This is a genomic window from Enterococcus sp. DIV0660C (assembly GCF_017316125.1).
Lineage (GTDB): Bacteria > Bacillota > Bacilli > Lactobacillales > Enterococcaceae > Enterococcus_B.
On sequence record NZ_JAFLWA010000018.1, the window covers coordinates 26510 to 50680 of the forward strand.

General features: G+C 37.1%; 19 protein-coding genes. 17 read left to right on the top strand and 2 right to left on the bottom strand.

All coding sequences use genetic code 11. The features are described 5' to 3' along the window. Nucleotides 1-67 precede the first annotated feature (67 nt). From tig to yihA, 3 genes are all read left to right on the top strand, one after another. Complete coding sequence (gene tig, locus DOK81_RS04675) at nt 68-1354, top strand: trigger factor (protein WP_206908883.1); 1287 nt, start codon at nt 68-70, stop codon at nt 1352-1354. 235 nt (nt 1355-1589) lie between these two features. Next, entirely contained in the window at nt 1590-2840 is a 1251-nt protein-coding gene (gene clpX, locus DOK81_RS04680; protein ID WP_206908884.1) for an ATP-dependent Clp protease ATP-binding subunit ClpX, read from the top strand. 64 nt (nt 2841-2904) lie between these two features. Beyond that, complete coding sequence (gene yihA / locus DOK81_RS04685) at nt 2905-3498, top strand: ribosome biogenesis GTP-binding protein YihA/YsxC (RefSeq protein WP_206897760.1); 594 nt, start codon at nt 2905-2907, stop codon at nt 3496-3498. A gap of 43 nt (nt 3499-3541) precedes the next feature. Here yihA and DOK81_RS04690 read toward each other — a convergent pair whose 3' ends face one another. Next, nucleotides 3542-3706, bottom strand: a complete 165-nt coding sequence (locus DOK81_RS04690; RefSeq protein WP_206908886.1) for an SPJ_0845 family protein — start codon at nt 3704-3706, stop codon at nt 3542-3544. Nucleotides 3707-3839: 133 nt separating this feature from the next. Here DOK81_RS04690 and DOK81_RS04695 point away from each other — a divergent pair, with 133 nt between their 5' ends. From DOK81_RS04695 to DOK81_RS04715, 5 genes are all read left to right on the top strand, one after another. After that, nucleotides 3840-5168: a hypothetical protein gene (locus tag DOK81_RS04695; RefSeq protein ID WP_206908888.1), complete on the top strand. Its 1329-nt coding sequence runs from the start codon at nt 3840-3842 to the stop codon at nt 5166-5168. 10 nt (nt 5169-5178) lie between these two features. Further along, complete coding sequence (locus DOK81_RS04700; protein ID WP_206908890.1) at nt 5179-5367, top strand: hypothetical protein; 189 nt, start codon at nt 5179-5181, stop codon at nt 5365-5367. A gap of 166 nt (nt 5368-5533) precedes the next feature. Beyond that, nucleotides 5534-6286 (top strand): DeoR/GlpR family DNA-binding transcription regulator, encoded by a 753-nt coding sequence (locus DOK81_RS04705; RefSeq protein ID WP_206908892.1) that lies wholly within the window; start codon nt 5534-5536, stop codon nt 6284-6286. After that, entirely contained in the window at nt 6283-7197 is a 915-nt protein-coding gene (gene pfkB, locus DOK81_RS04710; RefSeq protein WP_206908894.1) for a 1-phosphofructokinase, read from the top strand. The genes DOK81_RS04705 and pfkB overlap by 4 nt, the downstream gene beginning before the upstream one ends. 18 nt (nt 7198-7215) lie before the next feature. Beyond that, complete coding sequence (locus tag DOK81_RS04715) at nt 7216-9147, top strand: fructose-specific PTS transporter subunit EIIC (RefSeq protein ID WP_206908896.1); 1932 nt, start codon at nt 7216-7218, stop codon at nt 9145-9147. A gap of 377 nt (nt 9148-9524) precedes the next feature. On the opposite strand, the gene DOK81_RS04720 is transcribed toward DOK81_RS04715, so the two are convergent. After that, nucleotides 9525-11060 (bottom strand): ClC family H(+)/Cl(-) exchange transporter, encoded by a 1536-nt coding sequence (locus tag DOK81_RS04720; RefSeq protein ID WP_206908898.1) that lies wholly within the window; start codon nt 11058-11060, stop codon nt 9525-9527. Nucleotides 11061-11224: 164 nt separating this feature from the next. Between DOK81_RS04720 and pcrA the strand changes: the two genes are divergently transcribed. The 9 genes from pcrA (at nt 11225) to DOK81_RS12380 (ending at nt 23593) form a co-directional block, all read left to right on the top strand. After that, on the top strand, nt 11225-13462 hold the full coding sequence (gene pcrA, locus DOK81_RS04725) for a DNA helicase PcrA (RefSeq protein WP_206908900.1): 2238 nt from the start codon (nt 11225-11227) through the stop codon (nt 13460-13462). 19 nt (nt 13463-13481) lie between these two features. Then, nucleotides 13482-15524: an NAD-dependent DNA ligase LigA gene (gene ligA / locus DOK81_RS04730; RefSeq protein ID WP_206908902.1), complete on the top strand. Its 2043-nt coding sequence runs from the start codon at nt 13482-13484 to the stop codon at nt 15522-15524. 99 nt (nt 15525-15623) lie between these two features. Continuing rightward, entirely contained in the window at nt 15624-15929 is a 306-nt protein-coding gene (gene gatC / locus DOK81_RS04735) for an Asp-tRNA(Asn)/Glu-tRNA(Gln) amidotransferase subunit GatC (protein ID WP_067484390.1), read from the top strand. Continuing rightward, nucleotides 15929-17401, top strand: coding sequence for an Asp-tRNA(Asn)/Glu-tRNA(Gln) amidotransferase subunit GatA (gene gatA / locus DOK81_RS04740; RefSeq protein WP_206908904.1), 1473 nt, complete (start codon nt 15929-15931; stop codon nt 17399-17401). Before gatC ends, gatA begins: the two co-directional genes overlap by 1 nt. After that, complete coding sequence (gatB, locus tag DOK81_RS04745; protein ID WP_206897771.1) at nt 17398-18828, top strand: Asp-tRNA(Asn)/Glu-tRNA(Gln) amidotransferase subunit GatB; 1431 nt, start codon at nt 17398-17400, stop codon at nt 18826-18828. Before gatA ends, gatB begins: the two co-directional genes overlap by 4 nt. Nucleotides 18829-18838: 10 nt before the next feature. Further along, on the top strand, nt 18839-19882 hold the full coding sequence (locus tag DOK81_RS04750; protein WP_206908906.1) for a diacylglycerol kinase: 1044 nt from the start codon (nt 18839-18841) through the stop codon (nt 19880-19882). A gap of 119 nt (nt 19883-20001) precedes the next feature. Continuing rightward, nucleotides 20002-21369, top strand: a complete 1368-nt coding sequence (gene rlmD / locus DOK81_RS04755) for a 23S rRNA (uracil(1939)-C(5))-methyltransferase RlmD (RefSeq protein WP_206908908.1) — start codon at nt 20002-20004, stop codon at nt 21367-21369. 1062 nt (nt 21370-22431) lie between these two features. Further along, the gene (locus DOK81_RS04760) at nt 22432-23190 is read left to right on the top strand and encodes an ETX/MTX2 family pore-forming toxin (protein ID WP_206908911.1); all 759 of its coding nucleotides are present in this window, start codon (nt 22432-22434) and stop codon (nt 23188-23190) included. 274 nt (nt 23191-23464) lie between these two features. Then, the gene (locus DOK81_RS12380) at nt 23465-23593 is read left to right on the top strand and encodes a hypothetical protein (RefSeq protein ID WP_067481724.1); all 129 of its coding nucleotides are present in this window, start codon (nt 23465-23467) and stop codon (nt 23591-23593) included. The last annotated feature ends 578 nt before the right edge of the window (nt 23594-24171 follow it).

Genomic DNA, 24171 nt, shown 5'->3' on the forward strand with positions numbered 1-24171 from the left:
CTATTTAGTGGTATGCATGAAACGCTTTTGATGTATAAAATGAATTTCAAAACTCGGAGGGAAATAAATGACTGCAACATTTGAAAAAAAAGGCACAAATGATGGTGTTTTAACATTTACGATTGCGCAACCAGAAATCCAAAAAGGACTAACTGTTGCGTTTAATAAAGTTAAAGGAAACTTAAACGTTCCTGGTTTCCGTAAAGGAAAAGTTTCTCGTCAAGTCTTCAACCGTATGTACGGAGAAGAAGCTTTGTATGAAGATGCATTGAACGCTGTATTACCAGAAGCTTATGAAGCTGCTGTAAAAGAAGCTGGAATCGATCCAGTATCTCAACCAAAAATCGACGTTGAAAGCATGGAAAAAGGCCAAGACTGGACAATCACTGCTGAAGTAACAGTGAAACCAGAAGTTAAATTAGGTCAATACAAAGATTTAGTTGTTGAAAAACAAGACCGTGAAGTAACGGATGCTGATGTTGATGCACGTCTTAAACAAGAACAAGATGCACAAGCAGAATTAGTTATCAAAGAAGATGAAGCTGCAAAAGACGGTGACACTGTCGTAATCGATTTCGAAGGATTCGTTGGTGACGAAGCATTTGAAGGCGGAAAAGGCGAAAACTACTCACTTGAATTAGGTTCTGGTTCATTCATTCCAGGATTTGAAGAACAATTAGTAGGTCACAAATCAGGAGACAGCTTAGATGTAAACGTAACTTTCCCTGCTGAATACCAAGCAGAAGACTTAGCTGGCAAAGATGCAACATTCAAAGTAACTGTTCACGAAGTAAAATCAAAAGAAGTTCCTGAACTAGACGATGAATTTGCAAAAGATGTTGATGATGAAGTTTCAACATTAGCAGAATTAAAAGAAAAAATCCGTAAAGAATTAACAGAAGCTAAAGAAAAAGCTGCTGAAGATGCAAAAGATGAAGCTGCTATTCGTTTAGCTGTTGAAAATGCTGAAATCGTTGAATTACCACACGTAATGGTTCATGACGAAGTTCACCGTTCAATGGATGAATTCTTAAACAACATGCAACGTCAAGGAATCTCTCCTGAAATGTACTACCAATTAACTGGTTCTACAGAAGACGATTTGCATAAACAATTCGAAGGTGAAGCTGACTTGCGTACAAGAACAAATCTTGTAATCGAAGCAATCGCAGCTGCTGAGAACTTAGAAGCAACTGAAGAAGAAATCACTGCAGAAATCAACGAATTGGCTGAATCTTACAATATGCCAATCGAACAAATCAAACGCGTGTTGACTGAAGACATGTTAAGACATGACGTAACAATGAAAAAAGCAATTGATTTGATTACTGGAACTGCAACAGAAGCTAAGTAATAATTAAAGATGTAACAGATTTGATCCATCGGTCAAAAATGTAAAAATTTGCTGAAAAGGCTGGGACTTGATTTAGTTTTTTTAAATTATGTCCCAGCTTTCCTTTTTAATAAAAGACGCAAAAAAAGGCTGATTTTCGGTGCTTTTGCTTTTTTTTATTTTATGTTATGATAATTGAAGACTGCAAAGTCGCTGATAGTTTCTTGCATTTTTTGCAAGCTAAGGGGTGAAGACCATGTATGATAATCCAAGTGGTAATGAGACCGTACGTTGTTCTTTTTGTGGCAAGACCCAAGAAGAAGTAAAAAAAATCGTAGCAGGTCCTGGGGTCTACATCTGTAATGAATGTATCGACCTATGTAAAGAAATAATTGACGAAGAATTTTATGAAGAAGCAGTACGTGAGTTCACAGAAGTACCTAAACCTCAAGAAATTCTTGATGTCTTGAATGATTATGTGATTGGACAAGATCGTGCAAAACGATCATTAGCGGTTGCAGTTTATAATCACTATAAACGTGTCAATCAACAAGCAAGCGAGACTTCAGAAGATGTAGAATTACAAAAAAGTAATATTTGTTTAATTGGTCCAACAGGTTCTGGTAAGACATTTCTTGCACAGACATTAGCCAAAACATTGAATGTGCCATTTGCTATCGCAGATGCCACAAGTTTAACAGAAGCAGGTTATGTTGGAGAAGATGTTGAAAACATCTTACTCAAACTATTACAATCAGCTGATTACAATGTTGAGCGCGCTGAAAAAGGAATTATTTACATCGATGAAATTGATAAGATTGCACGCAAAAGCGAGAACGTGTCAATTACTCGAGATGTATCTGGTGAAGGTGTTCAACAAGCATTATTGAAAATTCTAGAAGGAACAGTTGCGAGCGTACCACCTCAAGGAGGGCGTAAACATCCGCATCAAGAATTTATCCAAATCGACACAACAAATGTATTGTTTATCGTTGGTGGTGCGTTCGATGGAATTGAAACGATTGTAAAAAACCGAATGGGTGAAAAAACAATTGGTTTTGGTACCAATAATCAAAAAATCTCTGATGAGGAAAGTGTCATGCAACATATTATCCCAGAAGATTTATTGAAATTTGGATTGATTCCAGAATTTATTGGACGTTTACCTGTGATGGCAGCGTTAGAAAAATTAACAACAGCTGATTTAGTCCGTATTTTGACAGAACCTAAAAATGCGTTAGTTAAACAATACCAAAAACTTCTTTCTTTAGATGATACTGAATTAGAATTTGAACCAGATGCATTACAAGCAATTGCTAACAAAGCAATCGAACGTAATACAGGTGCACGTGGTTTGCGTTCAATCATTGAAGAAATCATGATGGACGTGATGTTCGATATTCCTTCAGACGAAACTATCGAGAAAGTGATTATCACCAAAGAAGCAGCTGAATTGACGGGTAAGCCGACAATCATTTATAAAGATACAGAGAAAAAAGCTGGATAATGTGAAAGAGGTTGGGACATAACTTTCGAGCTATGTCTTAGCCTTTTTTTAAAGGAGAGAAATTATGAAAGTTCATCAAGCCGATATCGTCATCAGTGCGGTTGCTCCGAAACAATATCCTGAAACGCAATTACCAGAAATTGCGCTAGCAGGACGATCAAATGTTGGGAAATCTTCCTTTATCAATACGCTGATTGATCGAAAAAACTTAGCTAGGACTTCAGGTAAACCAGGAAAGACACAAACGCTGAATTTTTATTTGATTGAAGATGCGTTACACTTCGTGGATGTACCTGGATATGGTTATGCGAAAGTTTCGAAAACGGAACGAGCAAAGTGGGGAAAAATGATTGAGACTTATTTAACGACGCGAGAACAATTGCGAGCTGTTGTTTCCTTAGTCGACGTGCGCCACAAGCCCTCACAAGAAGATATCCAAATGTATCAATTTTTAAAGTATTATGATATTCCTGTCATTGTAGTGGCAACTAAAGCTGACAAAATTCCAAGAGGAAAATGGAATAAACATGAGAGTGAAATCAAGAAGGCGCTTGATTTTGACCATAATGACCAATTTATTTTATTTTCTTCCGTAACCAAAAAAGGAAAAGATGAAGCTTGGAAAGCAATTGAAGATGCAATTGGCTACCAAGCATAAAAAGAACCCCCGCAACTGTTAAGTTGCGGGGGTTCTTTTCGTTCTATTTCTTCGTTTTAGTAGCTTTCTTCGCTTTGTTTGTGTCAAGAGTTTCTGGTTTTAAAAAACGGTTGATATCTTCATTAGAAGCTACTTTTTTCTCTGGATCAACTGCAAATGACTCGAAAAGTTTATCGAGATTATCCGTACGTTCGAATTTTAGTCCCATTTCTATCACCTCATTGATAGTGTACCATGTAATTCTTAAAAATCTACTATAATTTATGAAGTCGAAAAATTTGGGATTTTGACATTTATTGGTTATAATTAGATTATAAAAAGATTTGAAAGAGGTGAGAAAAATGCTTGGCGAAGAAAAACTATTAATGACTATGCAGATGAATAACTTAAAGGAACACGATAAATTACAGGAAATAACAGACTGGAGTATATTGGTTCGTTTATTGATCCAGCCGACATTTTTTCGACCTTTTCACGGAGCAACCGAACCCTTTCATTTAAAAAAATTTCAATCCGCGTTAGAGTTAGCAGTAGAGAATGAAAAAATATTTTTTGTCGTGGGGGATGAAGAAAATGAATGCAGCTTTCATTATGAAAATCAACAATTATTGATTAAAAATGTGATCGATCGGCAGGTTTTCAATGGTAAAGAAACGTTGATTCGTGACTATCTTCGGATGAAAATGGCAAAGCATGGTGTGTTTGCCTATCTGCGTGCTTACAGTGAATTTTTGGCACATAATACAAAAGAACTTGATCGACGAACAATATTTGAAACAAAAGAAGAAATTGCTGACCTTCCTAAGATGAAAGGACAACACGGAGAAGTAATCGTGGATTGTAATCATTTTGTTGGTTATGATTTATTTTATCGTGGTTTGTGCTTCACTTCTTGTTGGGAGATGTATTACAGTGCGGCTTACTTCAAAGTTATTCCGAAACCAATTTTTCTTGACATCCAGCAAGTGGAAAGTATTGCTGAGTTAGAAAATCAGGTGCTGAGGATCCAGCTTTATAAAAATCCATTTAACTGGCGGAAAAAAGAAAATCTTCGTTTTCAATCTTACTATCGTGATCAACTGGGGTTTGATCACTTGGCTTGGGATAATGGTGTAGGCTTACTGAAAGAACCCTTTATTGAATACGCGTACACTGATCGACTAATCCAGTCTGTTCAATATCAAAATCAAAATATGCAACCTGTACCTAAAAAAGCAGCAACATTTTTTGTAACAAGAAGTTATGATATCGAACAAAATCAGTATCGTGAACGTCGCGTAAAAGGAGCTTTAAACGCTCAAGCTTATTTTCCTTGGGTAGATGAAAATCGCGCACAAATGATGTGCTATAAAGTAATTGATCCAACTGTCGCAGTGGACGAAGGAATTCAAGCCTACTGTTATTACATTCGTGAATATTTAGAAGTAGAAGTCCAAGATGAAAAGTATCAAGATTTTCAAGTTGTTTTGAGATTGTACATTCCCCCAGAAGCTTTAGCAAAGTTACCAATTGCTGAGATGAAGATGCAATTAGCCGATGTCAAAATAAGTCGACAAAAAAAGAAAAAAGGAACAATCTTCTTTGACTTGAAAAAAGGAGACAATCATTTAAGAGTCGTTTTCTTGGACTATCGTAAATTAGAAGCATTAACAACTATACAGAGAGCATGAGGTGGAGAAAATGGATAAAAAATTATATTATCGTGTGATGGGACCAACAGTTGTTTTAGCCGCATTCGTTTTATTTATCCCAAATTTTTCGATTCGTTCGTTGGTTGGCTTTTTGATTATATTTTCTGGTTTAGGGACTTACTATCGATTGTCACGAAAAGTAAAAGTTCAACCGATTTATATCAAGAAAGAGAAATAAAAAATAGCAATTCTAAGAGAGACATCATTGAGATGCCTCTTTTTTTAGTTTTTTCAAGAATATTTCTCCCGTTGAACGTTTTAGAATTTTGTTGAATGTTTTTGAATGTTTTATATTGCAAGCTAATAATTAATATGTTACTATTTGTCGTGAGGAGGTTGTGGAAATGCTTACAGAAGAACGCAGACAGAAAATTTTAGACTTATTAGATCAGCATAAAATTGTTAAGTCGCAAGATCTTGTAACCTTGCTAGATGCTTCCGAATCAACTATTCGTCGGGATTTACAAGAGTTGGAGAATGAAGGCTTTTTGGAAAGAATCCATGGTGGTGCAAAAAAAGACCAACTTTTGGGTTTTGAACAAGCAATGAGTGAAAAAACGCTCAAAAACGTTCAAGAAAAACAACAAATTGCTCGTTTAGCTGCTGATTTGATTGAACCGGATGATGTTATCTATCTTGATGCAGGCTCAACAACGCTAGAGATGATTCCGTTTTTACAAGGGAAAAACGTAACGGTTGTTACCAATTCAGTCAAGCATGCTGCTAATCTAGTTGACTTACAAATACCAACAATCATTTTAGGTGGTCAAGTCAAGCTATCAACGAATGCAGTTTTGGGTTCAAGTAGTGTGGAACAGTTGAGTGCATTTCATTTTAACAAAGCATTTATGGGAATGAACGGCGCACATTTGGTCCAAGGCTTTACGACACCAGATCCCGAAGAAGCAGCACTTAAACGAATTGCGATGAGACAATCCGAAGAAGCATTTGTTTTGATTGATCAAACGAAATTTAATAAGTTATCTTTCACTTCTGTTGCTCCTTTAGCGGCAGCCACAATCGTAACCGAGCGTTGTCCATTAGAATTTGTCGCAGATTATCGTGACCTGACAACAATTAAGGAGGCTATTCAATGATTTATACAGTAACACTTAATCCATCAATTGACTTTATTGTTCGTGTGGATGGATTAAAATTAGGCGATTTGAATCGCATGACAGAAGATTTTAAATTACCAGGTGGTAAAGGAATAAATGTTTCTCGCATATTAAAACGTATTGATTCAAATTCAACTGCTCTTGGTTTTTTAGGGGGATTTACCGGAGAATTTATTTCTGATTGGTTGAAAAAAGAACACATTCATACTTTGTTTACTAAAGTATATGAAGATACACGTATCAATATCAAATTGAAATCAGATGCTGAAACAGAAATCAATGGCTTAGGTCCAGTTATCTCTAATGAAGAAATCAATGAATTGAAACAAGCGTTAAGTACGGTTGAAGCAGGTGACATTGTCGTGTTATCTGGAAGTACACCTGCAAGTCTTAGAAAAGGTTTTTATCAAGAGTTGATTGAAATTATTCGTGACAAAGGTGCTGATTTCGTGATTGATACTACGGGAGAAGACTTAAAAAATGCTCTGTCAAAAGAACCGTTATTAATCAAACCCAATAACCATGAATTAGCGGAGCTTTACCAAACAACTTTTGAATCAGTTGAAGACATTATCCCTTATGGTCGCAAATTATTGGCAGAAGGTGCACAAAATGTATTGATCTCAATGGCTGGGGATGGCGCATTGTTGTTTACGAAAGAAGGAGCTTATCAGTCGAATGTTTTAGTGCGACCTTTGAAAAACTCAGTAGGCGCCGGAGACTCGATGATTGCTGGATTTATTGGTTCATTTAGTAAACATCATGATGCAGTTGAAGCCTTCAAATGGGGTGTTGCTTGCGGAAGTGCAACAGCATTCTCTGATGACTTAGCATCTCGTGAAATGATTGATTCACTATTACCTGAAGTTGAAATTACAAAAATCGACTAAATATTAAGGAGGATAACCATGAATATTAAAGATTTGATGGTCAAAGAAGCAATGATCATGGATTTGCAAGCAACTGATAAAGCAGGGGCTATAGATGAAATGGTCCAAAAAATGTACGATGCTGGACGCATATCAGATATCGACACATATAAACAAGGAATTTTAGCACGTGAAGCGCAAACATCTACAGGTTTAGGTGATGGAATCGCCATGCCACATGCAAAAAATGCTGCTGTGAAAGAAGCAACTGTTTTATTTGCAAAAAGTAAATCAGGTGTTGACTATGAAGCACTCGATGGTCAACCAACTTATCTCTTTTTCATGATTGCTGCTCCAGAAGGCGCAAATGATACTCACTTGCAAGCTTTAGCAGCATTATCACGTTTGTTGATCAATCCGGATTTTGTGGCAAAATTAAAAGAAGTTCAAACACCTGATGAAGTGCAAGAACTTTTCCAAACAGCTGAAGACGAAAAAGAAGCAGAAGAAAAGGCAGAACAAGCTGCTCAACAAATTGAAACGTTAACTGATTCAGACCGAAAATTTGTCGTAGCGGTAACAGCTTGCCCAACTGGAATTGCGCATACGTACATGGCAGAGGATGCTTTGAAGAAAAAAGCAAAAGAGATGGGCGTAGATATCAAAGTTGAAACAAATGGTTCTGAAGGAATTAAAAATCGTTTGACTGCAGAAGATATCGCACGCGCAGACGGCGTAATCGTTGCAGCAGATAAAAAGGTTGAAATGAATCGCTTTGATGGGAAAAAACTAGTGAATCGTCCAGTAAGTGATGGTATCCGTAAATCAGAAGAATTGATTAATCTTGCGGTTGAGGGAAATGCACCAGTTTTCCATGGTGATAGCAAAAATGATTCATCAGATGAAGGAAATGCTGATGGAACGATCGGTCAACGAGTCTATAAAGATTTGATGAATGGCGTTTCGCATATGTTACCATTTGTAATCGGTGGTGGGATTGCGATTGCACTTTCCTTCATGATTGACCAATTTATGGGTGTACCGCAAGATCAATTGGCAAACTTAGGGAATTATAATCAAATAGCAAGCTGGTTCAATCAAATTGGACAAGCAGCGTTTGGGTTTATGTTACCTGTTTTAGCTGGATTTATTGCATCAAGTATCGGTGACCGTCCTGGATTGGTTGTTGGGTTTGCTGCAGGAGCATTAGCTAATGCTGGTGGAGCTGGTTTCTTAGGTGCATTGATTGGTGGTTTCTTGGCTGGTTATGTCATTGTTTTCTTACGCAAAATCTTCAAGAACTTACCAAAATCATTAGATGGAATCAAAACGATTTTATTTTACCCAGTCTTTGGACTATTGATCACTGGGTTCTTGATGTTAATGGTCAATGTACCAATGAAAGCAATCAATGATGGATTGAACGGTTTCTTGACAAGCATGAGTGGTTCAAATGCCGCATTACTTGGTGCATTGTTAGCTGGAATGATGGCTGCCGATCTTGGTGGACCAATCAATAAAGCAGCTTACGTATTTGGTACCGCAACACTTGCAACAACTGTTGCAACTGGTGGTAGTGTTGTTATGGCATCTGTTATGGCTGGTGGGATGGTTCCACCTTTAGCCATTTTCGTTGCTACTGTATTATTCAGAAATAAATTTAGTAAAGCAGATCAAGATGCTGGTTTAACAAACATTGTCATGGGGCTATCCTTTGTAACAGAAGGTTCAATTCCATTTGCTGCTGCTGACCCAGTTCGTGCAATTCCAAGTTTCATCGTGGGTTCTGCTTTAACTGGTGGTTTAGTTGGCGCTTTTGGTATCAAATTATTAGCACCACATGGTGGGATTTTCGTAGTCTTCCTACTTAGTCATCCTGTATTGTACTTAGTCTTTATTGCGATTGGTGCAGTTGTCTCAGGTGTGATTTATGGATTATTAAGAAAAACGCCAGAAGCTATTGAAGCTTAATTTTTAAAATAGACGAATAATGAAAACTTCTTATCACTCTTTCTTAGAGAGAGCGATAAGAAGTTTTTTTGTCAGGATTATTAATAGTTGTTTCTTCGATTGCATCTTTGAAAACTATGGATACAGCAAAAACAACAATTCAATTGAATTGAAACTGAAAGCTTGTCTATCAAACAAAAAAATGAAAAAGCGACAACTGCTTTTTGATCAGAGACGAGAATGATGGAAGCTATCCAAAAAATAAAGAATAGATTAGGCGTTTTTTTCAGTGTACTTGGCATGATTTTGGTTTTTATAGTAATCGATATCAACTATGCATATAAAAAACGAATGATTATGAATAGAAAATTCATAGTCACTCGTTTCATGATGAAAAGCTAAGTTGATTTCATTTTGATTTCTTTTTTGATTGATACCATATTTGCTTCATCTGTCAAAATGACTAGAATATCTCCAACTTTCATTACAGTATCACCGTGTGTAATCAATTCTTTCTTTCCTCGATAAATTGAAATAAGCAACATATTTTTAGGCCAATTAAAATCACGAACCATCATCCCATCCAGTTGGCTTTCAGCTGTAACAGGAAAATCAAAAGTTGTTTTCTTCCCAGATAAATGCTTGGGTTGATTACCAACTAGTCGTTCAAGCAAAGATTCATAAATCGGATGCCCACCCAATAAATCATTAGTGATATAGGCAACCAAAGAAGCAATGCCAAGTGGCATCAAATGATTGAGGGAACCAACCATTTCAGTCACAAGGATAATTGCAGTCAAAGGTGCTTTACCGATTGCTGTAAAGTAACCTGCCATAGCAATCACAACGAAATCTTTCACAAAAACAGGATTCATTCCAAAATAAAGAACAAGCAATTTTCCATACAGACTACCAATCAGAGCGCCTAGTGTCAAAATAGGCAAGAAAATCCCTCCTGGTAAACTACTACCATATGAAATCATGGAGAAAACAAAGCGAATGATTAATAATAAAATAATTCCTTGAAGTGGGGGTGTAATTTGTCCTAAATGGACGACAATTTGATTACCTCCACCTAAAATCGTTGGCCAAAAGTAACCAATCGGTAAGACCAAAATGAAGGGCACGAATCCATGATAATATTCAGGTAAGAGGACTCTTTGATAAAATCGTGGCAAAGCGAGTAATGTTTTTTGATAAATAAAACCAAAGAGTCCTAGAATAATGCCCAAAACAATCAAAGCACCATAATAATGAAAAGGTAAAGAAGGCAACGCCCCTAAATAAAGTACAGGTTTCAGCCCAAAAAAATAAAGTGAAACAGAGTTTGCGACGATTGCTGAAGTAAAAGACGTCAGCCAAACTAAAGGTGAAAATGAATGATGGACTTCTTCAATGACAAATAGTAATCCAGCAATAGGTGCATTGAATGCTGCGGCTAAACCAGCACTAGCACCACTTGAAATCAAAATTTTCTCTTCGGAACTAGATGAACGGAAAAGTCGGCTCATACCTTGCCCAACTGTCGCTCCTAATTGGATTGAAGGACCCTCGCGACCTAAGAAAAGACCTGAGCCCACAGAAAGGATTCCGCCAACCATTTTTTTCCACAAAACAGAAAACCAATGATAGGTCAATTCACCTTGCAATTGGCCCTCGACTTGTGGAATCCCACTTCCTTTGATCGCAGGCTCATGTTTGATCAATTGTCCAACTAAAAAAGCAGCAACCACTGAAAAAAGTAATAATCCTAAGAGAATGGCGGGTGTTTGCTGACTTTGTTGATAAAACAATTGGATTTTTTTGCTTAATGTTTCAATTCCTAATCGGAACAAACTAACCACGAGGCCAGCAAATAAACCGATAAGTATCCCTTTTAAAATGAAAAGAATACGTGTATCATCGAATGTTATTCGTTTAAAGCTTTTTTCCATAGTAAAATTATCCCTCACTTTCCTTTACTTTAGCATGAATTTGACGTGCTGACGAGCTACAAAAAAATTGTTTCAGAAATTCTGATGATTTTCAGCTAGCTAGTTTAATGAAGAGTGGTAAAATGCTATAATTGATGAGATTGATAAAAGAAAGGATGTTGTGAATGTCATCCAAGCAAGAATTATTACAGGGGATGAATCCTCGCCAAAAAGAGGCTGTTCTTCATACGGAAGGACCACTGTTATTGATGGCTGGTGCAGGAAGTGGGAAGACCCGCGTACTTACGCATCGAATTGCCTATTTGATTGAAGAAAAAGAAGTGAATCCTTGGAATATCCTAGCGATTACTTTTACCAATAAAGCCGCAAAAGAAATGAAAGAACGTGTGAACGCAATTTTGAAATTTGGTGGCGAAGATGTCTGGGTTTCAACATTTCACTCAATGTGTGTTCGTATTTTGAGAAGAGATGTTGATTTTATTGGTTACAATCGAAATTTTACGATTATTGATTCTTCCGAACAACTTACTTTGATGAAACGTATTCTAAAAGAGCTTAATATTGATCCAAAAAAATACGATCCTCGTGGGATTTTAGGAACAGTTTCTCAAGCCAAAAACAAGTTGCAAATGCCTGAAGACTTTGAAAAAATGCAAGGTAGCTATTATGAAGAGATTGCCGCTAAGTGCTATAAAGCTTATCAGAAAGAATTGCAATACAATCAATGTATGGATTTTGATGATTTGATTATGAATACGATTCGCTTGTTCAAGGAACATCCAGACTCACTAACTTATTATCAAAATAAATTCCAATATATCCATGTAGATGAATATCAAGATACCAATCATGCTCAATATACATTAGTCAATTTATTAGCAGGGCGCTTCCGTAATTTGTGTGTTGTCGGAGATGCCGATCAAAGTATCTATGGCTGGCGTGGTGCAGATATGCAAAATATTTTGGACTTCGAAAAAGATTATCCGGATGCGAGTGTTATTTTACTTGAACAAAATTATCGGTCAACCAAAACAATTTTGGATGCGGCCAATCAAGTGATTGAAAACAATACCAACCGCAAACCAAAAAATCTATGGACTGAAAATCAAGAAGGCGCTAAAATCACTTATTATCGTGGCGATAATGAACGTGATGAAACACGTTTTGTTATTGAAAAAATGCAACAGGAAATGCGTGAAAATGGTCGAGATTACGGTGACTTCGCGGTATTATACCGAACAAATGCGCAATCACGTGTAATGGAAGAAACGCTGTTAAAAGCTAATATACCTTATAAAATGGTTGGCGGACACAAATTCTATGATCGAAAAGAAATCAAAGACATTTTGGCGTATCTTAATGTGATTGCCAATCCACAAGACTCAATTAGTTTTGAACGAGTGGTCAATTCACCTAAGCGAGGAATAGGCCCTGGTTCCATTGACAAGTTGCGTCAATTTGCCTCAATTCATGAATGGGCTTTGTTAGAAGCAGCTCAAAACGTGGATTTAGCGAACATTGGTGGGAAAGCTGGTCGTCAATTAGCAGAATTTGGAGCAATGATTGATGAAGTCACACAAATGGTTCCTTACTTATCTGTTACGGACTTAACAAAAGAAGTCTTGGAACGCAGTGGCTATCAAGAAGAATTGAAGATCCAAAATACACTTGAGGCACAGGCTAGACTAGAAAACTTGGAAGAATTCTTAAGTGTTACGCAAGAATTCGATAAACAATTTGAAAAACAAAATGAAGAAATGGCAGATGCACCTGAAGAAAAATTAACGGTTTTCTTAAATGACTTAGCTTTGGTTTCAGATATCGATAGCTTAGAAGAAGAGACAACGCAAGTGACTTTAATGACGTTACATGCAGCCAAAGGATTGGAATTTCCAGTGGTCTTTTTGATTGGACTAGAAGAAGGTGTCTTTCCACTTTCTCGTGCTTTGATGGAAGAAAGTGAACTTGAAGAAGAACGTCGTTTAGCTTATGTAGGAATTACTAGAGCTGAAGAAGTGTTGTACTTGACCAATGCCTTTTCAAGAACATTATATGGCCGAACCCAATACAATCGTCCTTCACGATTTATCGACGAAATTGATCAAGAGTTATTAGAAACTCAAGGAATGCGACCAACATCAAAACAAACTTCACCATTTACGACAAGAACTACTACACCTGGCTATCAACAACCAAAAGTGACGACTGTTTCATCAAAAACAGCGACTGGCGGCGAAAATAATAGCTGGAAAGCTGGCGACAAAGTCAAACATAAGAAATGGGGGACAGGGACGGTTGTTCGAGTAAATGGAACAGCTGCAGATCTTGAATTGGATGTTGCTTTTCAAGGACAAGGAGTCAAACGTTTATTAGCGGCATTTGCACCAATCGAAAAAGTTTAATAATAGTGGGGGGAAAACGATGACACAAGAGATGACGATTGATTACGCAACAAAAAGAGCAGAAGAGCTGCGTGCACAATTAAATCGTTGGTCCCGAGAATATTATGTAGAAGATCAGCCAACGGTAGAAGATTCTGTTTACGATAAAAATTATGCAGAATTAGTAGCAATCGAAGCAAATTATCCGGAACTAATCACTGTAGACTCACCAACTCAAAGAGTAGGTGGCGGTGTTCTTGCAGGGTTTGAGAAAGTCACACATGATATTCCACTCTATAGTTTAAATGATGTCTTTGATAAAGAAGAACTGTTTGCTTTTGATCAACGTGTGCAAAAAGCGATTGGTCATCCAGTGGATTATTGTTGTGAGCTGAAGATTGATGGACTCTCAGTTTCTTTACGCTATGAAAATGGACTGTTTGTTCGGGGCGCCACTCGTGGTGATGGAACTGTAGGCGAAAATATTACTGAAAATGTGAAAACAGTTCGTTCTGTGCCATTACGTTTGAATGAGCCGGTTTCAATCGAAGTTCGTGGCGAATGTTTCATGCCGAAAAAGTCATTTGTCGAATTGAATGAAAAGCGAGAAGCCGCAGGGCATGATGTTTTTGCTAATCCGCGGAATGCTGCCGCTGGTTCATTAAGACAACTTGATTCAAAGATTGCAGCTAAACGTAATCTGGATACTTTTTTATACACAGTAGCAGATTTTGGACCAATGAAAGCAAAGACACAGTACGAAGCTTTGCAAGAACTAGCAAAACTTGGTTTTCATACAAATCATGAAGCACAGTTGTGTCACTCAATCGAAGAAGTTTGGGCGTATATTGAAAAATTTCATGACCAACGAATTAGGCTACCTTATGAAATTGATGGAATCGTAGTGAAAGTCAATGAATTTTCACTTCAAGATCAGCTTGGCTTTACCGTTAAAGCACCACGTTGGGCAACTGCATATAAATTTCCACCTGAGGAAGTTGAAACAATCATTGAAACAATTGAATGGACGGTAGGAAGAACAGGTGTCGTTACACCAACAGCAGTCATGACCCCCGTTCGTGTGGCTGGAACAACAGTGAGTCGGGCTAGCCTGCATAACGGAGACTACATCAAAATGAAAGATATTCGGCTGCATGATACAGTATTGATTTACAAAGCAGGAGATATCATTCCAGAAGTGGCTCGAGTGATTGAGGACAAACGACCACAAGACAGTGAACCTTATCCATTACCAACGTATTGTCCTGAATGTGAAAGTGAATTAGTCCATCTAGATGGAGAAGTGGCTCTTCGCTGTATCAATCCAAAATGCCCAGCACAAATGAAAGAAGGGCTCAACCACTTTGTCTCCAGAAATGCGATGAATATCGAAGGCTTAGGTCCAAGAGTGCTTGAACAAATGTATGATAAAAAGTTAGTCGCAGATGTTGCAGATCTATATAAATTAACAGAAGAAGAATTGTTGACATTAGATAAGATCAAAGAAAAAGCGGCGAATAATATTTTAACGGCGATTGCCAATAGTAAAGGAAATTCAGTCGAACGTTTGATTTTTGGTCTGGGGATTCGACACGTCGGAGCAAAAGCGGCGAAAATTTTGGCCGAACACTTTGGTAATCTAGAGGCAATCAGTCAAAGCGATTTTGAATCAATTGTGGCGCTTGATAGCATGGGATCTATTATTGCAGATAGCATCGTGACCTACTTTAGTAATGAAGAAGTACACGAATTGATGGATGAATTAAAAGCTGCTGGGGTCAATTTTGAATACAAAGGTATTCGATTGGAACAGCTAGCTGAAGTCGACTCACCTTTTAAAGATAAAACAGTTGTTCTAACTGGAAAGTTAACTCAATTTACGCGAGAAGAAGCGAAAGCGACAATCGAAAATCTTGGTGGAAAAGTAACTGGAAGTGTCTCTAAAAAAACAGATATCGTTGTAGCAGGTGAAGAAGCTGGAAGTAAGCTGACAAAAGCAGAATCACTAGGGATTGACATTTGGACGGAAGAGAAGATGGCAGAAGCGTTAGCTCAAAGTCATTCTGTAGAAGTCGAAAACTAAGCTTTTTCAGATAAATTTCAATAAATAATTTCAGAGGTTGCACACTTGTGGTAGAATAGAGAGCAAAGTTTTTAACTCGTTTAAGAAAGAAGGGGTAGTATGGCGATTAGTGAAGAACAAGTCAAACACGTTGCCAAATTAGCAAAACTTGCATTTGATGAAAAAGAGCTTGCAAGTTTTACAGACCAATTAGGTAAGATCATTGATATGGTGGAAATGCTTGAAGAAGTAGATACAGAAGGTGTTCCATTCACATCAAACGTAGTAGAAACAGTGAATGTAATGCGTCAAGACCGTGCACAAGCAGGTTGGAGTCGCGATGAATTATTAAAAAATGTGCCAGAATCTGAAGATGGTTTCATTAAGGTACCCGCAATTATTGATAATGGGGAGGCTGGCGCGTAATGACAGAATTATACAACCGTTCATTAGAAGAATTGCATGATATGCTTGTTTCTAAAGAAATTACTGCTCAAGATTTAGTGAGAGCAACATTTGAACGTATCAAAGAAACAGAACCAGAAATCGAAGCATTTATTACGTTGAATGAAGCAAAAGCACTTGAATTAGCAAAAGCATTAGATGAAAAAGGAATCGATGAAAACAATGTGTTAGCAGGTATTCCAATTGGGATCAAAGACAACATTGTAACAAAAGATTTGTTAACAACAGCTGCATCAAAAATCCTTTATAATTTTGATCCAATCTATGATGCAACGGTCATGGATAAAGTATATCAAGCAGATATGATCCCTGTGGGTAAACTAAACATGGACGAATTTGCCATGGGCGGAAGTACAGAAACTTCTTACTTTAAGAAAACGAAAAATGCTTGGGATCATTCTAAAGTGCCCGGTGGTTCATCAGGTGGCTCTGCTGCAGCAGTTGCTTCTGGTCAAATTCCTGTTTCTCTGGGAAGCGACACAGGTGGAAGTATTCGCCAACCGGCTGCATTTAACGGGATCGTTGGGATGAAACCGACTTATGGACGTGTTTCACGTTTCGGGTTGATTGCATTTGCTTCTTCATTAGACCAAATTGGACCAATGACAAGAACTGTTAAAGACAATGCATTAGCATTAACAGCCATCAGCGGTTATGACGAAAAAGATGGAACCTCATCAGGTGTTTCTGTACCTAACTTTGCTGAAGGTTTGACTGGTGATATCAAAGGAATGAAAATTGCTTTGCCAACGGAATACCTTGGTGAAGGTGTAGCGCCTGGCGTCAAAGAAGCTGTGTTGAAAGCAGCAGAAACATTCCGTTCATTAGGTGCAACGGTGGAAGAAGTAAGCTTGCCACATTCAAAATATGGTGTAGCAGTTTACTATATCATCGCTTCATCTGAAGCAAGTTCAAACTTGCAACGCTTCGACGGTATTCGATTCGGCTATCGTTCTGAAAATGTGAAAAACTTGGAAGATGTGTATGTTAACTCACGTTCAGAAGGTTTTGGTGACGAAGTAAAACGTCGAATCATGCTAGGAACATTCTCATTGAGTGCAGGATATTATGATGCTTATTTCAAGAAAGCTGGCCAAGTAAGGACATTAATCAAGCAAGACTTTGAAAAAGTTTTTGCTGATTATGATCTAATCATTGGACCATCTTCACCAACTGTGGCATTTGGTATCGGTGAAAATATCAATGACCCAATTACGATGTATATGAGCGATATTTTAACGATTCCTGTGAACTTAGCAGGACTTCCTGGTATGTCCATTCCGGCTGGGCTTTCAGAAGGTCTTCCTGTTGGCTTACAATTAATCGGTAATTATTTTGAAGAAAAAACAATGTATCAAGCAGCGTATGCTTTTGAACAAGCAACTGAATTTCATAAGCAACAACCTGCTATTCTAGGGGGGCAAGGCGAATGAACTTCGAAACAGTCATTGGACTTGAGGTCCACGTTGAATTAAAAACAAATTCTAAAATTTTCTCACCAGCGCCTGCGCATTTTGGAGCAGAACCTAACAGCAATACGAACGTGATTGACTGGGGTTATCCTGGTGTGCTACCAGTAATGAACAAGGCAGCTTTAGAGTTTGGAATGAAAGCTGCTTTAGCATTGAATTGTGAAATCTCAAAAGATACACATTTTGACCGCAAAAACTATTTCTATCCTGATAATCCAAAAGCTTACCAAATTTCACAATTTGACCAACCAATCGGTCACGATGGTTGGATCGAGATTGAAGTTGAGGGACAAAAGAAAAAAATTAGAATCGAACGTGTTCATTTAGAAGAAGATGCTGGGAAAAACATGCACGGTATCGGTGGTTATTCATACGTTGACTTAAACCGTCAAGGAACACCACTAATCGAAATCGTTTCAGAAGCAGATATGCGTTCACCAGAAGAAGCATATGCTTATCTTGAAGCATTGCGTTCAATCATCCAGTTCACTGAAGTTAGTGATGTGAAAATGGAAGAAGGATCTATGCGTTGTGATGCCAATATTTCTTTGCGTCCTTATGGTCAAGAAGAATTTGGAACAAAAGCAGAATTAAAAAACTTGAACTCACTTTCCTTTGTGAAAAAAGGACTAGCTTTTGAGGAAAAACGTCAAGCAAAAGTTTTACTTTCTGGTGGCGAAATCCAACAAGAAACTCGTCGTTTTGATGAAACAACGAATAAAACTATTTTGATGCGGGTCAAAGAAGGCTCAAGTGACTACCGTTACTTCCCAGAACCAGATATTCCAAAATTTGTGATTGATGATGAATGGATTCAACGTGTTAAAGCGACATTGCCAGAATTACCAGCGTCACGTCGCCAACGTTATATCAGTGACTTTGGGTTACCTGAGTATGATGCAATGGTCTTGACGTTAACGAAAGAAATGTCTGACTTCTTTGAAGCAACTTTAGAGAATGGCGCAGATGCAAAACAAGCTTCTAACTGGTTGATGGGTGAAGTCTCTGCCTACTTAAATAGTGAAAAACTAGAATTAGCAGAAACACAATTGACACCAGAGAACTTAGCAGGCATGATCCGTTTGATTGCTGATGGAACAATCAGTTCAAAAATCGCAAAAAAAGTTTTCCGTGAATTGATTGCAAAAGGTGGCGACGCGCAAGGAGTCGTTGAAGCCAATGGTTGGATCCAACTATCTGATCCAAGTCAATTACTGCCAATTATCAATGAAATTTTAGATAATAACGAACAATCTGTTGAAGACTTTAAAAACGGAAAGGATCGTGCAGTCGGCTTCTTAGTAGGACAAATCATGAAAGCAACAAAAGGACAAGCAAATCCAGGCGTTGTGAACAAACTACTAAAAGATGAATTGACGAAACGTTAAGAGGAAAATCATGAAAAAAGCGCGTGTCATTTATAATCCAACTTCAGGTAAAGAATTGCTGAAAAAAAACCTCGCTGATATTCTTCAAGCACTGGAAGAGGCAGGTTATGAAGCAAGTGCTTATGCAACAACTCCCGAAGAAAACTCTGCAAAAAATGAAGCAACCAGAGTCGGAAAATTAGGTTTTGACTTGGTTGTAGCAGCAGGTGGAGATGGAACAATCAATGAGGTTGTGAATGGAATCGCACCATTGAAGAAACGACCTAAAATGGCGATTATCCCCGCTGGAACAACGAATGATTATGCACGAGCACTAAAAATTCCTCGTGACAATATTAAGGCAGCTGCCGAAGTCATCAAAAAAAACCAGACTGTGAAAATGGATATTGGTCATGCCGAAAACAGTTACTTCATCAATATTGCAGCAGGTGGCTACTTAACGGAGTTAACTTATGAAGTACCATCTGAACTAAAAAGTATTTTTGGTTACTTGGCTTATCTCGCAAAAGGAGCAGAGATGTTACCTCGAGTGAAGCCAATCAAAATGCGTTTGAAGTACGATGAAGGAGAATATATTGGAAATGCGTCCATGTTTTTCTTAGGATTAACGAATTCAGTCGGTGGCTTTGAGCAAATTGCTCCGGATGCAAAGCTTGACGATGGGAAATTTTCATTGATTATCGTCAAAACAGCCAATATTTTTGAAATTTTACACATTGCAGCACTGATGTTGAATGGTGGCCGTCATGTCGAAGATCATCGAGTGATTTATACAAAGACAAGTGAGTTATATGTTGAAACGGAAGATGATACAAATCGTCCGGTAATGATCAACTTAGATGGTGAATACGGTGGCGATGCACCAATGCATTTCTCAAATTTACATCAACATATTGAATTTTTTGCGAATACGGATAAGATTCCCGATGCCGCTATCACGGGTGTAGAAGAAGAAGAATTCGAAGAGGTTGGCAAAGAATTCGTGAAAGAAGTCGAACGATTAACAGACGAAGATATTGACGGCGATGGTAAGATTGCTGACGAGGAAAAATAGCCAGACAACCGGTACTGATACTAGGAACCTAGAGGTCAGTACCGGTTTTAGTTATTGTGAAAAACAATAATTTATAGTAGAGTCAGAATTAGAAAAGTAAGAAGTTAAAGGAGTAAACAATGAGCGAACAAACAGTGAAAAAAAATGAACGTTATACCGTAAAAATTATTGATTTGAGTTATGAAGGAATGGGTGTTGCGAAAATTGACGGCTACCCATTATTTATCGAAAATGCGCTACCTGGAGAAGAAGTAGAAGTTCTTGTATTAAAGGCAGGAAATAAATTTGGCTATGCAAAAGTAGAAAACTGGTTAACGACTTCACCGGATCGTCAACCTGTTGAAGATAAAACGTTGATTCGTACAGGTATTGCTCCGCTTGCACACTTGAGTTATGAAAAACAATTAGTGTTCAAACAACACCAAGTTGAAAATGTGATGGAAAAAATTGCGAAGTTACCAGAAGTACCTGTTCTGCCAGTAGTAGGTATGGCTTCACCAGTTGCTTACCGAAACAAAGCACAAATCCCTGTTCGGAAAATTGATGGTCATTTGGCTACCGGTTTTTATAAGAAAAACAGCCATGATTTAGTTTCGATTACAGATTTTTATATTCAAGATCCAGAAATCGATAAAGCAATCGTTGTTGTGCGTGACATCTTAGAACGTTTCCAAGTTCGTGCGTATAATGAAGCTAAAAATGAAGGACAAATTCGTCATATCGTTATTCGTCGTGGACATTACTCACATGAAATGATGGTTGTTTTAGTGACACGTAAAGAAAAATTCTTCAAAGCAAAAGAGATTGCTAAAGTGATTCATGAAGAATTACCAGAAGTTGTTTCAGTCATTCAAAATATCAATGAAGAGAAAACAAATGTCATCTTTGGTAAAAAAGAAGTTGTTTTATTTGGAAAAGATTACATTGAAGATCAACTATTAGGAAAGACATTCAGAATTTCTGCGAAATCATTCTATCAAGTGAATACACAACAAGCAGAATATCTTTACCAAACAGCAATTGATTTTGCGAACTTAACCAAAGAAGATGTTGTAATCGATGCTTATTCAGGAATCGGGACCATTGGCTTATCCTTAGCTGATCGTGTTGCGGAAGTTTATGGAATGGAAATCATCCCTGAAGCGATTGAAGATGCACAGTTTAACGCATTAACTAATAAAATCGAAAATGCTCATTACGAAGTGGGTAAAGCTGAAAAAGCAATGAAAAAGTGGCAAGATAAAGGAATTAAGCCTTCTGTTATTATGGTTGATCCACCACGTAAAGGATTAGATGGAAGTTTCATTGAATCAGCAATTGAAATGAACCCTTCTCGAATTGTTTATATTTCATGTAATCCAGCAACTTTTGCGCGTGATGCAAAATTATTTGCAGAAGCAGGTTATGAAACAACAAAAGTACAACCTGTTGACTTATTCCCACAAACGCATCATGTGGAGCTGGTGGCGTTACTTACTCACAAGTAAAATTTAAAAATATTCACTAATTAAAGTGCAGAAGGATAATTAAGGGAAACTTTCCTAGGTTATCAATTCTGTGCTTTTTTGTGTTGGCTAGAAAAAAGTATGGAACAATTAGAGGATTTAGAAAACAAAATTCGTATGAATGAAAAAGAAAACTATCTCTATGTGATACTTTGGATTTTAATCAAGAATATGCATATCTTTAAAAAATAATCTTCGGTTTACTAAAGAGTATCGTAATTTACAATCAAAGCTTTTTTCTTACACTACAAACAAAAAACAGTTTATTTCTTCAAAATCATCTACTCAAACTTTAGTTGACGCAATACGTCAAATAGATTTTGGAGAGATGAGAATAATTGGATTGGAATTCCGTTTTAAGTTCATCGTCGATCTAAAGATCCTATGTTTTCAATATCAAATAAAGTTTCTTATGATGAACTAATGGTCCAGGGAAACCCATTGAACTAATCCAGAGCTTAAGAAAAAATATTTATATCATAACATCATTCAAAAAATTTTGCAGTGAAGTTAGCAAAACGTTTAGATAATATCAATTTCCATAACTACATTTTTTATTTTGTGAGAAGAGTGAAGAAATAAAATAAGAATGATCAAGTAAGAAATATCCACCTAATTAAATAACGAGCGTTGGAAGAAGTATTGCTTTAATAAAAAAGAGAAACGTGTGATAAAATAATGTTTAAGAGATGTTGATCATGGACGAAAGAAACGTTCATTCACATGATTATGAACAGCGTTCAATTATTTTTTATACATAGTTATTCTTAAAAAATTGAGGGAATTTAGTAGAGGAGTGGTGTAAGAAATATCAAATAATACTTGAATGACTCGTTTAAAGTAATCAAAAAATGGAGGAAATAAAACATGTTGAGTAAAATAACTAAAATTGGGATTATATCTGTTGGTTTGTTATCTACTATTACTATAAATAATGATGTAAGCGCTATCTCTGTTAGTGGAGAGAGCATTAAGCTGAATGAGAGACTCAGTGAAGCAGATCACGATAAATTTTCGGTCATGTCATACGCGCTTTCTTTTCAAATGTACCAGTGGGGAGATATTTCCTACAGTGAGAAGTTATCAGGTGATGAGACAAATCCTTGGAATGTTTCGAGTGATACTTATCTTGTCGGAAATAATAATGACCTTGTCGTGAAACATACGCCTAGGACAGTGAATAGCAGTACTTTTAATAATAATACTTCGGAAGATCAGACATTCTATACACCGTCATATACGGAGTCTCATACAAATTCGGTTACTACAACAACAACACATTCATCGAAAGTAGGAACTAAGGCTTCAACCAAAATTGAGTTACCGATGATTGGCGAAACATCCGTAGAGGTATCGGCTGAATATACATTTACGAATAGTAATTCAGAAACTCAGACCGTTCTTAAATCTTGGACAGTGCCTGGCCAACCAATCAAAGTCAAAGCTGGACATAAGGTGGTTGTAAATTGGATTTTTTATACTGGCAAAGCGACAGGAACGGTAAAATTACAGGAAAAGGTTAGTGCGATGATTCCTTATAAGAAAACTTCTACTGGCAATCGTCTAGGATATGGCTTAGGAGATGTCGTAGGTAATACCAATATTTTTTACAATAGTTATTGGAAAAAATACATAACTGAGGATCGTTCAAATTGGGAAAGAGCCAGTAGCAATTCTGCCCATCATAAGATCGGAGCAGGTAACTATGAGATTAGTTATGGCTCAGGTTTCTTTTTAGAAGTTCACGACTTAACTAGTGGGACTGTCACAAGGGTTCCTGCTGACGTCACGAACGTGAAATAATTTTTGTGAAAAATTATTTCACCGAGTTGCTTGGGTACATGCGAGAAAATGTACAATAGTTTTCATCAAACAAAGCTTTTTTTGTAAGTATGTGATCAGAACTACTTATGTTACGTTAACAAGAGTTATGGTTCGTCAATAGCAAAGGTAGTTGATTGATTTGCACTTCTTTTTTAGCCACACCGAAAAAAAGAATGATTTTACTTGTTTTTTGTTGTATATTAAACAAGGAGAAAGTTGCTACTATTGCAAGATAAATAAAGGTGGAATAAAAATGAATTCAAAAGAAAAAATGTTAGAACTAATTAAAAAGAAACAAGGCGGAGGCAGATCAGAACAAAAAGATACACCTAAAAATGATCGCCGAAACATGCGTAAAGGACCTAAAATCTTTAATAAATAATCGATAAATTAAAAGGAGTGATGACAATTGAATTGTCATCACTCCTTTTTGTATAAACAGGTTGAAACTACTCCTTTAAAATTAAGTAGAATATACTCAAAATTGGCGGAGCACTCGGCCAAAAGTTTTCTTACTTCTTGAACGTACTCATTCCCTTCTTGCTTCTTTTATTCATTATGCTTGTAGCCGTTCAGTTAAATAGTTATTATTTTCAGGTCAAGAATCCCAAAGCATCTGTTAGGTCGATTCTCAAGGTAGCTATATATGTGGCATTGAAAAAATGGTACATCAGTCTATTGAATGTTGTGCTGGTTGGAATCGTGCCGATAATGATGATCTTGAAACCACAATTTGGATTTACCCTTTTTCCAGTCTTATTTTTTGGACTTATCTAGTTGAACTGTGGGCGGCATTATCGTGAGATTGTGTAGGTGAATCTAATAATATCATCAGTGTTGGAAAGAATAAATGAGTGAATTTTTCATAAGTAAAAGAGAATTTTATTGATCTTTAGCAACTCATTACGAAAAAATAAAATTTTGGAAAAATCCTAGAATCTGTCTGACATTTTAGCAGAA

Bases quoted from the DNA above. Each gene is read 5' to 3' on its own strand.
- tig (WP_206908883.1), top strand. From the start codon at position 68: ATGACTGCAACATTTGAAAAAAAAGGCACAAATGATGGTGTTTTAACA.
- clpX (WP_206908884.1), top strand. From the start codon at position 1,590: ATGTATGATAATCCAAGTGGTAATGAGACCGTACGTTGTTCTTTTTGT.
- yihA (WP_206897760.1), top strand. From the start codon at position 2,905: ATGAAAGTTCATCAAGCCGATATCGTCATCAGTGCGGTTGCTCCGAAA.
- DOK81_RS04690 (WP_206908886.1), bottom strand. From the start codon at position 3,706: ATGGGACTAAAATTCGAACGTACGGATAATCTCGATAAACTTTTCGAG.
- DOK81_RS04695 (WP_206908888.1), top strand. From the start codon at position 3,840: ATGCTTGGCGAAGAAAAACTATTAATGACTATGCAGATGAATAACTTA.
- DOK81_RS04700 (WP_206908890.1), top strand. From the start codon at position 5,179: ATGGATAAAAAATTATATTATCGTGTGATGGGACCAACAGTTGTTTTA.
- DOK81_RS04705 (WP_206908892.1), top strand. From the start codon at position 5,534: ATGCTTACAGAAGAACGCAGACAGAAAATTTTAGACTTATTAGATCAG.
- pfkB (WP_206908894.1), top strand. From the start codon at position 6,283: ATGATTTATACAGTAACACTTAATCCATCAATTGACTTTATTGTTCGT.
- DOK81_RS04715 (WP_206908896.1), top strand. From the start codon at position 7,216: ATGAATATTAAAGATTTGATGGTCAAAGAAGCAATGATCATGGATTTG.
- DOK81_RS04720 (WP_206908898.1), bottom strand. From the start codon at position 11,060: ATGGAAAAAAGCTTTAAACGAATAACATTCGATGATACACGTATTCTT.
- pcrA (WP_206908900.1), top strand. From the start codon at position 11,225: ATGTCATCCAAGCAAGAATTATTACAGGGGATGAATCCTCGCCAAAAA.
- ligA (WP_206908902.1), top strand. From the start codon at position 13,482: ATGACACAAGAGATGACGATTGATTACGCAACAAAAAGAGCAGAAGAG.
- gatC (WP_067484390.1), top strand. From the start codon at position 15,624: ATGGCGATTAGTGAAGAACAAGTCAAACACGTTGCCAAATTAGCAAAA.
- gatA (WP_206908904.1), top strand. From the start codon at position 15,929: ATGACAGAATTATACAACCGTTCATTAGAAGAATTGCATGATATGCTT.
- gatB (WP_206897771.1), top strand. From the start codon at position 17,398: ATGAACTTCGAAACAGTCATTGGACTTGAGGTCCACGTTGAATTAAAA.
- DOK81_RS04750 (WP_206908906.1), top strand. From the start codon at position 18,839: ATGAAAAAAGCGCGTGTCATTTATAATCCAACTTCAGGTAAAGAATTG.
- rlmD (WP_206908908.1), top strand. From the start codon at position 20,002: ATGAGCGAACAAACAGTGAAAAAAAATGAACGTTATACCGTAAAAATT.
- DOK81_RS04760 (WP_206908911.1), top strand. From the start codon at position 22,432: ATGTACCAGTGGGGAGATATTTCCTACAGTGAGAAGTTATCAGGTGAT.
- DOK81_RS12380 (WP_067481724.1), top strand. From the start codon at position 23,465: ATGAATTCAAAAGAAAAAATGTTAGAACTAATTAAAAAGAAACAAGGC.